Source organism: Occallatibacter sp., assembly GCF_035317045.1.
Taxonomy (GTDB): Bacteria; Acidobacteriota; Terriglobia; order Terriglobales; family Acidobacteriaceae; genus Telmatobacter.
Genome location: NZ_DATHHT010000025.1, coordinates 59,217 through 71,913 on the forward strand (window position 1 = coordinate 59,217; position 12,697 = coordinate 71,913).

The 12,697-nt window shown below is 58.7% G+C and carries 11 protein-coding genes; 3 read left to right on the forward strand and 8 right to left on the reverse strand.

Going from position 1 to position 12,697, the window contains the following annotated elements; translation table 11 throughout:
* The first annotated feature begins 140 nt into the window (after positions 1-140).
* Entirely contained in the window at positions 141-767 is a 627-nt protein-coding gene (locus VK574_RS12330; protein WP_472800161.1) for a ribonuclease HI family protein, read from the forward strand.
* Positions 768-981: 214 nt separating this feature from the next.
* On the opposite strand, the gene VK574_RS12335 is transcribed toward VK574_RS12330, so the two are convergent.
* From VK574_RS12335 to VK574_RS12365, 7 genes are all read right to left on the reverse strand, one after another.
* The gene (locus VK574_RS12335) at positions 982-1,170 is read right to left on the reverse strand and encodes a hypothetical protein (protein WP_472800162.1); all 189 of its coding nucleotides are present in this window, start codon (positions 1,168-1,170) and stop codon (positions 982-984) included.
* Positions 1,171-1,390: 220 nt separating this feature from the next.
* A complete protein-coding gene (gene zwf / locus VK574_RS12340; RefSeq protein ID WP_472800163.1) occupies positions 1,391-2,950 on the reverse strand; it encodes a glucose-6-phosphate dehydrogenase in 1,560 nt (519 codons plus the stop codon).
* Between the two features lie 125 nt (positions 2,951-3,075).
* Positions 3,076-3,981, reverse strand: a complete 906-nt coding sequence (gene gnd, locus VK574_RS12345) for a phosphogluconate dehydrogenase (NAD(+)-dependent, decarboxylating) (RefSeq protein WP_472800164.1) — start codon at positions 3,979-3,981, stop codon at positions 3,076-3,078.
* Between the two features lie 21 nt (positions 3,982-4,002).
* Positions 4,003-4,614 carry an HAD-IA family hydrolase gene (locus tag VK574_RS12350; protein ID WP_472800165.1) on the reverse strand — a complete coding sequence of 204 codons (612 nt, stop codon included), beginning with the start codon at positions 4,612-4,614 and terminating at the stop codon, positions 4,003-4,005.
* A 97-nt stretch (positions 4,615-4,711) separates the two neighbouring features.
* On the reverse strand, positions 4,712-5,179 hold the full coding sequence (rpiB, locus tag VK574_RS12355; RefSeq protein ID WP_472800166.1) for a ribose 5-phosphate isomerase B: 468 nt from the start codon (positions 5,177-5,179) through the stop codon (positions 4,712-4,714).
* Positions 5,180-5,248: 69 nt separating this feature from the next.
* Positions 5,249-7,246: a transketolase gene (tkt, locus tag VK574_RS12360; protein WP_472800167.1), complete on the reverse strand. Its 1,998-nt coding sequence runs from the start codon at positions 7,244-7,246 to the stop codon at positions 5,249-5,251.
* A gap of 41 nt (positions 7,247-7,287) precedes the next feature.
* A complete protein-coding gene (locus VK574_RS12365) occupies positions 7,288-9,738 on the reverse strand; it encodes a glycoside hydrolase family 15 protein (RefSeq protein ID WP_472800168.1) in 2,451 nt (816 codons plus the stop codon).
* A gap of 283 nt (positions 9,739-10,021) precedes the next feature.
* Here VK574_RS12365 and VK574_RS12370 point away from each other — a divergent pair, with 283 nt between their 5' ends.
* Entirely contained in the window at positions 10,022-10,642 is a 621-nt protein-coding gene (locus VK574_RS12370) for a superoxide dismutase (protein ID WP_472800169.1), read from the forward strand.
* A gap of 303 nt (positions 10,643-10,945) precedes the next feature.
* Positions 10,946-11,695: a hypothetical protein gene (locus VK574_RS12375; protein WP_472800170.1), complete on the forward strand. Its 750-nt coding sequence runs from the start codon at positions 10,946-10,948 to the stop codon at positions 11,693-11,695.
* A 30-nt stretch (positions 11,696-11,725) separates the two neighbouring features.
* On the opposite strand, the gene VK574_RS12380 is transcribed toward VK574_RS12375, so the two are convergent.
* Complete coding sequence (locus VK574_RS12380) at positions 11,726-12,637, reverse strand: retropepsin-like aspartic protease (protein WP_472800171.1); 912 nt, start codon at positions 12,635-12,637, stop codon at positions 11,726-11,728.
* Positions 12,638-12,697 lie beyond the last annotated feature (60 nt).

Below are 12,697 nucleotides of genomic sequence, written 5' to 3' on the forward strand. Positions count from 1 at the left end.
TTTGTGAGCGGCATTTGCGGCCTAAGCCAACCGAAGGTGACGACCAGAGTTCAGGTACCCGCCGTCCGCGCCTTCCAGGGGCTATCTGGACGACTTCCTTCGATAGAGCTGTCGGCCGGGCACCTTTACACTGGAGAAACATGACCGACACCCTCTTTTCAGGATTGGAAGCCACTCCCAGTGAATCAAGCGGCTGGTATACAGCGCATTGTGACGGCGGATCGCGGGGCAATCCCGGGCCGGCTGGCTACGGCGCCGTCATTGAAGACCCGAAGGGTCAGGTGGTGGCCCGCCTCAGCGCATTCCTCGGACCGCAAACAAATAATTTTGCTGAATACAAAGGACTTCTCGCCGTCCTCGCCTGGGCGAAGGAGCACGGCGTGCGCCAACTCCGCGTAGTTTCCGACTCAGAGTTGATGGTCAAGCAGATGAAAGGCCAGTACAAAGTAGCCAGCCCCGGCCTCCGGCCCTTGTGGGAAGAGGCCAAACTCCTCGCCCGCCAACTCGAGCGCCTCGATATGCGCCACACCCTGCGCGGCGGCAACAAGGAAGCCGATCAGCTCGCCAACGACGCGATGGACAAGGGAACCGGCCGGCCCGCGGCAGGCAGGCCCACTGCCGATCCCACTGCCCCCGGCGCCGGCAGAAATCCCGCCACACCTGCCGCAGCCAGCCAGGTCTTCGAGGGTTATGTAAAAGGCGGCGTCGTGCACCTGCTCGAAGGCGATCTCCCCGACGGAACCTTCGTAAAGATCACAAGAAAGTAGCAGCCCAGCCAAACATCAGGGTGGGAAAGTGCGGACGCGGCTGCGGGGAAATCGATCCCATACGAATCAAGGGGTGCACCGGTCTCGCTTTTGAGACCGGGGAAGCTATTCCATGCGAAACAGAGGGTGCCCCATTCTTGCGACGTACTTGTTTTTGTCGCAAGAGTGGGTGAGCACGAACCCACGTTCAACAGAGGCCAGAAGAGGATCGTCGCTACGCGGCGTTGGCCAGCTTTGCGTATTCCGCAAACTCGGCGGGACGATTGAGAACGACGCTCAAATTCATCAGCGCCCGCGACGAGCAAGCAGGGCACTCGCGATTGGCGTCACTCACGCAATTGCAGTCAAGGCAAAGTACGGCATGATCAAGCGGAATGGTCGATTTGTTCCTGAGAGATTTCATAACTGAGTTCCTACTTCCATTGGACTCCTGTAGGAAGGAAACCGACTCACACTCCGGAGTTGCGCCCTCTACCACCAAGGTCGCAGACCACCCTGCATTCCAACTCAATGTCCTGCAAGGTAGTGATACAAATCACGCAATCGTTTCAAGCAGGCCCGATTTGATGCGAATCTGGCCGGGACATAAAGCAAACACCAGACCCGCCCCCTGCCTCAACTTCTCACCCGATATTATTCCGCCACACGTGCCCCTCATGCTCCAGCAACCGGTCCGCGCAGTCCGGTCCCCATGTCCCCGCAAAATAATTCGGAAATACTTCGGGATTCTTCGCCGCCCACGCTTCGAGTATCGGCGTGTAGAGCGACCATGTCACCTCCACGCCATCGCGGTGCGCAAACAACGTCTGATCGCCGAGCATGGCATCCAGCAACAGGCGCTCGTACCCGTTCGCGGTTGAAGTGCCAAACGCCGCAGCATAATCGAAGTCCATATTGACCGGGCACACCGACATATTCGGCGTGTTGGGAACCTTCGCGCCAAACCGAAGCGCGATTCCTTCATTCGGCTGAATGCGAATGGTCAGCAGGTTCGGCTGGATATCCGTGCACGGTCCGCTCGATTGCATGCGGTTGAAAATCAGCAGCGGCGGCTGCCTGAATTGAATGCTGATCTCCGTTGCGCGCTTCTTCATCCGCTTGCCCGCGCGCAGATAAAACGGCACACCCGCCCAGCGCCAGTTCTCGATCCCCAGCTTCACGGCCGCGTACGTCTCGGTGCCCGACTCGGGATTCACGCGCTCTTCATCCCGATATCCGACTACCTTCTTCCCCTCCACGACGCCGGGGCCATACTGCCCGCGCACCGCGTCCTTGATGTTGATGCTCGGAATCGCACGCCACACCTTCACCTTCTCGCGGCGCACGGCTTCAGCCTCAAAGCTCGACGGTGGCTCCATGGTCACAAAACTCAGCAACTCCATCACGTGGTTCTGCACTACGTCGCGCAGTGCGCCGGCCTTCTCATAAAACGGCCCGCGCCCCTCCACGCCCAGCGTCTCCGCCGCCGTAATCTGCACATGATCGATGTAATTCCGATTCCAGATCGGCTCGAAGATCCCGTTGCCGAACCGGAAGACCAATATGTTCTGCACCGTCTCCTTGCCCAGGTAGTGATCGATGCGGAATACCTGATTTTCGTGGAAGACAGCATTTACCTGGTGATTCAAGTCACGCGCCGAATCGAGATCGTGACCGAACGGCTTCTCGATCACCACGCCCACGCGGCCCTGTTCCGGCTGAGCCATCCCCTGCGCGCCAAGGTTCTCGATAATCGGCGTAAAGTATTCCGGCGCCGTCGCCAGATAAAATAACCTGTCCGGCCCTATATTCTTCTCGGCAGCGATCTTGTCCAGTTCCTGCTTCAATCCCGCATAGTGCGAAGCGTCGTCGAAGCTCAGCGCGTAGTAGCCGATCTTCTTCGTGAACTCCTCGATCCGGGGATCGGCCTTGTCCACGTTTCCAAACTCGATGATGCCCTCGCGCATGTCCGCGGCGAACTCATCCCCCAGCGCCCGGCGCGCTACACCGACGATGGCAAAGTCCTTCGGCAGCAGGCCATCCTGCTCGAGATGGAACAGCGCAGGCAACAGCTTCCGCTTCGTCAGATCTCCTGAAGCGCCAAAGATCACCAGTATCCCCGGATTCGGAATCCGCTCGCCGCTCTTCGGAACCTGCTTGAGATCCTCCGGGCGAATCTTCATTTGCACAGTTGCTGATGCCATAGCGACCTCCTTCGTCAGTCGAGTGAACAATGTGCATGAACAGTGGGCAGTGTACGGCTGTCTCGTTGATGGGACTATCTAACACTCTGCGCCCGCCTTGTTCACTGTTCACTGCCCACTGTTCACTAGTCCTTTTTAACTGCATGTCCGCCGAACGCATTGCGCATAATCGCCAGCATGCGGTCGGTAAAGTTATTCTCTTCGCGCGAACGAATGCGCCGAATCAGAGATTCGGTAATCACCGGCGCCGACACATTCAGATCGATCGCCTCAAATACCGTCCAGCGTCCCTCGCCGGAATCCGCGACGTAAGCCTCCAGCCCATCGAGCGTCGGATTCTTGCTCAGCGCATCCGCCGTCAGATCGAGAAGCCAGCTCCGCACCACGCTGCCGAACCGCCAGATTTGCGAAATCTGCGCAAGGTCGAGATTCAGCTCTTCCTTCTTCTCCATGATGGTGAAGCCCTCGGCGTAGGCCTGCATCAGGCCGTACTCGATTCCGTTGTGCACCATCTTCACAAAGTGTCCCGCACCAGCTGGCCCCACATGGCCCCAGCCTTTATCTTTTTCCGGCGCCAGCGTTTCCAGGATGGGCCGCAGATAATCGACGGCTTCCTTGTCACCGCCCACCATCATGCTGTATCCCTCCTTCAAACCCCACACGCCGCCCGACGTCCCCACATCGACAAACTGAAATCCCTTCGCCGTCACTTCCTTGTAATGGCGCTGCGAATCCTTGTAGTTCGAGTTGCCGCCGTCGATCAGGATGTCGCCCTTGTTCAGCAAAGGCTCGAGCTTGGCGATGGTGTCGTCAACAGGCTTGCCCTGCGGCACCATGATCCAGATCGCCTTGCGGCCCGTGAACTTCTTCGCCATGTCTTCCAGCGAATTTACGCCGATATTGCCCGACGCCGTCAGCTTCTGCACCGCTTCCGCGCTGAAGTCAAAACCGATAACCTGGTGCCCGCCGAGGCGAATCCGCTCGGCCATGTTGCCGCCCATCTTGCCCAGACCAATCAATCCCAGTTGCATATCGCTCTCCTTCCAATCCGGTTAAAAAACTTCCAATGTCTGCAGGTTGCTGCGCAAAGCATCCGCTCCGGTGAAACAAATCACCTGCATTCCTGCGCTCGCGGCGGCGGCCGCATTTTCTGCTCGATCGTCGATGAACAACGTGCGCTTTGCCGGCGTCCCCAGAATATCCAGAGCGCGGCGATAGATCGCAGCACCCGGCTTGCGCAGTCCCATGTAGCAGGAACTGAATGCCACATCCACTTGATCGCGCAATCCGAAGCTTTGAAAGCGATACTCATTCGGCTCCCGGGCTTCATTGTTCAGAACACCGAGCATGCACCTATGCGATGCGGCCAACTCGCTCAGGATGCCAAGTGCACCGTTTGGCAAAGCTTTCGATTGCGCAAAGATCGCAGCCATAAATTCGTCTTTGCTGAAACTTCGCCGCTCGTAGAATACCGTTGCGTCAAGATACTGCGCCGCACTGATCGCATCGCGTTCCCAAGCATCGTTGGGTTCCGCGTGTCGCCGCTCAAACTCCGCGCGGTCCAGTTGAAATTGATCCACGACAGCCGCGCGTTCGCGATGGTCCCAGCCATTGGTCAGCAGGACTCCGCCAACATCGAAAAGAATTACGTCGAAGGGGAACATCGGCGTCTCATAAAAACAGTGATCAGTGAAGAACAGTGATCAGTGGTCGGTGAACAACGATCACAATGCCGGCGTGAGTTTCGAAGACATACGAGACTTAGTTGGAACCGCGTTGATACTTTGCTTCGATGGCCAGAACCTTCTTGAAGCGACGGGTAAACCGTGGTTCATTGGAGATGAACTTCGCCTTGAGGAACGCATCCACCAACTCGTAGGCAAGCGAAGCTCCCACAATCCGCGCGCCCAGCACAATCACATTCATGTCGTCGTGCTCCACGCCCTGGTGTGCGGAATAGGTATCGTGGCACATGCCTGCGCGAATGCCGGGAATCTTGTTGGCCGCCACGCACACACCCACTCCCGAACCGCAAATTAGAATTCCGCGCGGTGCTTCTCCCGCGCGAATTGCCTCGCCCACGCGCTCGGCAAAATCCGGATAGTCATCCTGCGGCTCAACCTTGTACGCGCCCAGATCGAGAATCTCGTACCCTTCACGCGTAAGGTAAGCGCGCACTTGTTCCTTCAGCTCAAACCCCGCGTGATCCGATGCAATCACTAACTTCACGTGCAACTCCTTGAAAAGTCGGAAAAGTGGGAACAGAGAAAAGCCGTCCTGATCCCTGCTCCCTGATCCCTATTTCTTAACCAGCGCCTTCGCTCGCGCTGCCACGTTCTCAGGCGTGAATCCATACTCGGCCATCACCTTCGGCCCTGGTGCCGATGCACCAAACCGATCGATGCCCACAACATCGCCGTCCAGGCCCACATACTTCCACCAGCCCAGCGTCGCGCCCGCTTCCACTGCGATCTTGGGCACTCCCGCCGGCAGCACGGTCGTCCTGTATTCGGCTGTCTGCTCTTCGAAGATTTTCCAGCTCGGCAGGCTCACCACGCGCGCGGCAATTCCCTCGCCGGACAACAATTTGGCCGCATCAATTGCCGTCGAAACCTCCGAGCCCGTCGCGATCAGAATCACTTTCGCGTTCGCCGCGTCCTCCAGCACATACCCGCCCTTGCTCACGCCGCCATACACATCGTGCTTTGTCGCGTCGATCACCGGCAGATCCTGCCGCGACAACGCAAAGAAGCTCGGCGTCGTGCGGTCCAGCGCCAGTCGCCAGCACGCTGCAGTCTCATTGGCATCGGCGGGCCGGAAATCCGTAAGCCCCGGCACCGCGCGCAGCATCATCAGGTGCTCGATCGGCTGGTGCGTCGGTCCATCTTCACCCAGTCCAACCGAATCGTGCGTGAACACGAAGATGGAGTGAATTTGCATCAACGCCGCCAGCCGCAAAGCAGGCTTGCAATAGTCAGAGAAAGTAAAGAAGGTCGAGCCGAACGGCACCAGGCCGCCATGGACCGCCATGCCATTCACCGCTGCGCACATGCCGAATTCGCGTACGCCAAAAAACACGTTGCGCCCGGCCGGATCGACATGGAAACTTGCCCCCGGCTTGAAGATCGTCTTTGTCGAGGAGGTCAGATCCGCCGCGCCGCCAAACAGTTCCGGCACCACATCTGCGACCGCGTTCATTACTGCGCCACCCGCGTTGCGCGTGGCCTGCTTCTTATCCACCGGGAACGACGGGATCGCCTTCTCCCAGCCTTTCTTGCGCTGCCCCTTCTGCGTGCGATCGAACTCAACGGCCAGGTCGCGAAACTCCGCTGCGTAATGCGTGAAGAGATGCTGCCATTCAGCCTCCGCCGTTGCGCCGCGATCGATAGCCTTGCGCCAGTTCTTCAGCGCATCATCGGATACATAAAAACTCTGGTCCTCCGGAAATCCATAAAACTTCTTCGTCGCCGCCGTATCCGCCGGTCCCAGAGCCTCACCGTGCACCTTGTTGGTGCCGGCCTTAGGACTGCCATAGCCGATCACGGTGCGCACCGCGATAAGCGAAGGCTTATCCGTCACCGCCTTGGCCGCTTCAATCGCGGCTTCAATGCTTTTCAAATCGTTTCCATCGCCAACCCGCTGCGTGTGCCAGTGGTACGCCTCAAAGCGCTCCAGCACGTCGTCGTTGTAGCTCAGCTCCGTGGGACCATCGAGCGAGATCAGGTTGTCGTCGTACAGCAAGATCAGCTTCCCCAGCCCCAGCGTGCCAGCCAGTGCGCAGGCCTCGTGCGAAACGCCTTCCATCAAATCGCCGTCGCCGCACAACACATACGTGTGATGATTCACGATCTCAAAGCCGGGCTTGTTGTAGATGGCGCCGAGATGCTTCTCCGCGATCGCCATCCCCACAGCCATCGCCAATCCCTGTCCCAGCGGACCGGTCGTCACTTCCACGCCATCCGTGTCGCCGTATTCGGGATGTCCCGGCGTGCGCGAGTGCCACTGCCGAAATCCCTGCAGGTCTTCGATCGTGACTTTGTACCCGGAGAGATACAACGTGGCATACAACATCGCCGAAGCGTGTCCGTTCGAAAGCACAAACCGGTCGCGGTCGGGCCATTTCGAATTCCCGGGGTTGTGCTTCATGATTTTGTGAAACAGAAGGTAGGCAATGGGGGCGCAGCCCAGAGGCGCGCCGGGATGGCCGCTATTGGCCTTCTGCACCTCATCGACGGCGAGCAAACGCAATGTATCAATCGATAATTCGTCCAATGAAAGATCCGCAAGAGTTGCCATAAAACTCGGTTCCCATTCCTTTCGAAAAAATGCTGCGGAATTTACGCCTCGTTCCGAGGCTCGATGCTGATGCCCACGTTGTACCCGAGCCAGCGGTTCTGCCGCGGCCAGTGGAGAGTCCATGATAGACCACCGCTCGCCAGGTTCGGAGCGGTGGAAAGGTCCACGCTGTAGCCCGCGCTGCCAAGACTGCGGCCCATTGTCGATTGCGATGTCTTCCATTGATCCGTCGTCCAAACCACTTCAAATGGCGCGTCGTCGAGGATGCGCAGCATGTCCCCTGCTGTGATCTTCTGGATCGGCCGCCGCAGGCTGTAGAACTCCAGGTTGGCCCGCCGCATCTTTTTCCCCTCCGGCTCGCAGTAGCGCTCATACACGCTGTCAATGCGATCGAAGACCTTGCCATCCACCGCCGAGCGCAACAACTTCAGATATTCGGCATGAGCCCACACCAGCGGAACTGCCGAACCTGCCGGCTTGCCCTTCTCGAATCCTCTCCGATCCGCCTCGTCCCACACCTGTTCCGGCATCATCTGGCCGAGGGTGGCGAAGCGCTCGTAGGTCGCAATCAGCGGCCCGGGGTCCCCGCCCGCAGCCAGTTCGTAATGGGCGCGCTCCCCGGTGAAGAGCGGCCATACGCGTCCCTGTCCCCATCCTTGAAATGGGCCGCCGTCGGGTCGCTGGCCGTAGCCATCCAGGTTATACCGATGCCAGCCGGGCCCCTGCGGCAGGTCTGTTTTGAGGATTGCGTCGACAACCTTAAGCGAATCGATCATCAGCGGATCATCGGCGCGGCGCACTCCATAACGAACCAGCTCGAGAAAACCGGCATCGATAATTTCGCGCGCTTCAAACTCCGTGCGCGCGCCGGGTGGCCGGTTGTTGATATGGATGGACTCCGTGCCGCAGTCTTCGCATGCGTAGGCTTCGCCCTGCTCCGGTGGCCGGATGCGCATGTAGTGCCGCTTGACCTCGGGCAGCAGCACGCCATTGTTGGTGACCGTCCAATCCTCCAGGTGCCGCTCGATCCAGTCCGCGAACTCCTCCAGGAATACCGCCATCTCCGTCGAATCGTGTGCGCGCGCAATATCCGCCGCGCAGATCAGCCCGCCGATCACCGCCGCAAGCGTCGAAGGCGAATAGCCCGCATTCTCCTCCCATCGGTCCTGGTGGGTAATAGGCGCATGCTGCACCAGGAATCCCGCCGCGCGTTCGATAAAGGGAAATATTTCCATCTCACCCAAAGCGTCGGCTTTCCAAAGGCGCCACGCTAGGATGATGGGGAAGGCCACCTCGTCCAGTTGCTCGCCGGACCAGTAAGGCCGCCCGTCCACCCAGAAATTCTGAGCGAAACCTCCATCCGGCTTTTGCGTACACGCCAGGTACACCAGCGCGCGCCGCGCCGTCTCAGCACGTCCGCAGGCCAGCAGGGCGGTCGCCGTCTGCACCATGTCCCGCGTCCATACCAGGTGATAACCACCCAGGTCGTCGTCGCCATGCGCCTGCCCCCACGGAATCGAGGCCGAGGCTACAAACGCGCCGGAGAATGTTTTGTCTTCGTGCGCCAGCAGCACGTTGTGGCTAGCCCGCATCAGCTTGCCACCGTCGCTCGCTTTCGCCGCCAGCCACTCGGGATTGGCCAACCGATGCCATTGCGCGATGAACCGGTCGCGATGTTGACCAAATGGAGTGGCCAACGCACTCACCGTCTTCTGAAGCGCGGTGTGGTTCCCTTCGCCAAGACCAAAAGCCAGCGTGAACTCGCGCGAGCCGTCTGTCCCTGCGGCGCCCAGGTTTAGTTCGCCGAACAATGCGATATTGCCGTTTGTGGCCGAACCGAATTCCCAATCCATCTCGTAGTTATCGCGCAAGTCGTGCCACCCGTCGCTCGTGCCCACAAACCCGCAACTCACGCGCGAAAAGCCGCAACTGGCGCCCATCGCCAGCGACCACTGGTTCTTCCAAGCCAGCAGCATCTTGTGGCCCGCCAGATCTAGCGCCCTTCCCGTGTTGCCCGCTCCGCCGCCATCCAGATGAGGCGCCAGCAGCGCATAAATCTTCAAGCGAGGAATCAAATCCTCGTGCCCCTCCAGCCGCACATGCTGCAGGATCACGCTGTGGTGCGGATCGCAGATGATCTCCTTGGTCAGTGTGTACCGGCCGCCTGGGTCGCGATTAATGTAGCGAACCCCCAGCGCCTCCGGGTGGATGTACTCAAACGTCGATACCAGGTCGCGCTTCTCCTCGTGCTTGAACGTCGCCCCGTCCGTCACCAGGAACCCCATATCGCGGACCTGGGCGCTGTCGATCGTGGGATGGTAGATCTCGTTCAAAATGCCGTGCGAGCAGGTGAACCAAACCCGGCTCGAAGCCGAATATGCGGTTCCCACTGCGTCTTTCACGCTCGAGGTCCATCGGGGCATCAGTCCGGGAGCGCCAAAAGCCTCACCCTGCTGGTCAAGCCAGCGGTACGACGGTCGATCATTATTCATGGATTCACACCGATAGTACGTTCGGGGAGGTTCGATTCCTGCGGCTCATCACCTTCTAGGGATGTTCCCACATCTCCCAAAGTTTCCATTTTCACACCGATTCGTTGGAACCTTCCCACAGTCTCACCGCATCCATCCAACCATAAGGCACGGCCCGCGGATATGAAGGTTTGGTTTCATTCATTACGGTTTTGCTCGGACCCATCGCACCCGGCACATCCACACACACCCTGCGATGACCTTCCATTGAAACAGTACAATCCCAAATGAGGAGATTTCCCCGATGGCATATGAACTTGCACCGCTTCCTTACGACTACGCCGCCCTCGAACCTTTCATCGACGCGGAGACCATGAAGCTGCATCACGACAAGCATCACCAGACTTACATCACCAACGTGAATGGCGCGCTCGCCAATCATCCCAATCTGGCCGCCAAATCGGTTGACGACCTCATCAGCGACCTGAATGCCGTTCCCGAAGACATTCGCACCGTTGTCCGCAACAATGGCGGAGGCCACTCCAACCACTCCATGTTCTGGACCATCATGGCCCCTCCCAAATCCGGCGGTGGCGGCGCACCCTCCGGCGCCCTCGCTGATCAGATCAACAAGGATTTTGGTGATTTTGAGGCCTTCAAGAAAACTTTCAATGAGACCACAGCCAAGCAGTTCGGCTCCGGCTGGGGCTGGCTCGTGAGCCAGGGTGGCAAGCTCAAGGTCATCACCTCCGCCAACCAGGACTCGCCCCTCAGCCAGGGCATTTACCCGATCCTCGGCAACGACGTATGGGAGCACGCCTACTACCTGAAATATCAGAACAAGCGTCCCGACTACCTCGCCGCCTGGTGGAACGTAGTCAACTGGACCGAAGTCACCAAGCGCTTCGAAAAGGCAAAGAAGTAGCGAATACCTCGTCCCAGAACGAGTAGCATATGTCTCGTCCCACAGGACGGACCCTGTGCCCCACTCATCGCGGTTTCATCGCGATGAGTGGGACCGGTCCACCACCCGCTTCAATCCAAACCAACTCTACAATCTCGCAACCAACAAAATGTCATTCCGACCGGAGCGCAGCGCAGTGGAGGAACCTGCAGTTGCCTTTAACGTCATTTCGCCACAGCGGTAATAGGGGTGAGTCCTTCACTCCGCCCTTCGACCCCACAACCTGCGGCGCTATTCCGTGTCTAATAAATCAGAAAGAAGAAAATGCGCCTCCGCACCCTGATCCCGTTGGTGGGACTTTTTGCCTTCGTTCTTCACGGAGCCACGGCCATCGCTGCGGCACAGTCGGCCGATTTTGCCGTCAGCCAGAATGGCAAACCCGTCGGCACTGCCAGCTTCACCTTCGCATCTAAACCAACCGGCGTCGACTCCGCTTCTCTCGTCCGCGTAGACATGCAGGGCCTCAACTACTCCCTCTCAAAAACCGAGGAGCTGTCTCCCGCCAACAGCCTGCTTCACGTCCAGCTCAGCGCCATCGTCAACAACTCCGCCGTCAGCGTTGTCGCCAAGCCTGATGGGGCGCAGTTCCTCATGAACATCTCGGCAAATGGCCGCGCCAACACCACGCGCCTCGACGTCCACAAATCAACCGTCTTCCTCCCCGACTTCGATGCCGGTGCTCTGCAGACGCTGCTCACCATCGCCGCCACCAACAACAATCGCGACCTATGGGCCATCCTCCCCAAACAGGCCGGATCTATCTCCCCAATTCAGCTCGCCACTTACCCCGATGAACAGGGAACACTGGACGCCAAGCCGATCACCGTCCACCACCTCATCGCCACCATTGCAGGAAACACCACCGATCTCTTCGCGGGCCCCGAAAACCAGTTGCTCCAAGCCGAACTCCCCCAGCAAGGCTTCGCCCTCGTCCGCAAAGGATTCGTCCTCACACCTCCCGCCAAACCGCTCGCCCCACCCCCGGCCCCGCCCGGCGCTGCACCAACCCAGTAATGCACCAGGATCAAGGTCGAGTCCTTCGTCCTACCACGGAACAAGGACAGCGAAATGATCGTCGTGGCTGATGAAGACCCGTTTGAAGTTCCCCGTTGACATCAGTCCATCGAATTCCGAGTTGCTGGAATCCTTCTGCCCGCCGACAAGGGTAATGAATGGCACTCTGGATAGTTCAAGAGAGCCTATCTTCACGTTCTGTGGTGGGAGCGCCGTGAAGGCATCTTGCCTTCCATTCGCGCCACTCCCGTGCCACGAAGCTCCACGGAACAGTCCAAGCGCCATGTACTTCGAAGTGTTGTACAGGAACGGCGTGTTGGTGCCAGAGTCGAGCTTCAACCGCACCGGCCTCAGTCCGTCGGAGAGGTGAGCCGAGACGATGAGTGAATTTCCCAAGGGTTCCCCGGGCGCTTGAGCCCGCGCGAGCAATGCAATATGCGATCCAGGGATGGCGGTACGCATCGCGGTCGAGTCGTCGAGACACAGAAATCGATGTCCATTGTCGATAAGCATGTCGAAATGTTCAAGAAAGTCTTCGCCCAGGATTCCCTGAATTTGAAGATCGGCAGATTTGAGCTTCTGCAGGTCGTACACCAGTACTTTCTGGTTGGCAGCGCTATGGGAGCCCATCGCAATCTCGTCAAGTCGTGAAAAGGAAGCAGCCGATTGGGACCCGATGCCTGCCACCACTGCGGTCCCATGAGTCTCCAAGTGAAGCTCACCTGCCAACGAGACATCGATCATCGTGATCTCAGTGCCTGTATCCAGGAGAAAGTTGTAGGGGCCGGAATTGTTCAAGGAAACCGCCACGATCATCTGATAGCGGTTCACCAGATGAAGGGGTACACTTGCAACATTTCCCGGGCAATGAGTTTCCGCCGACAGCGGTTGGATAATGGTTGCCGCAAGAACGAAGGAAGCGAACCACTTGTAAGTTGCCATCGCAAGAGCTCCTCAGCCGGTTGGGCTGAAGGAACACTGGGCGCATGGCTCCACATGGTC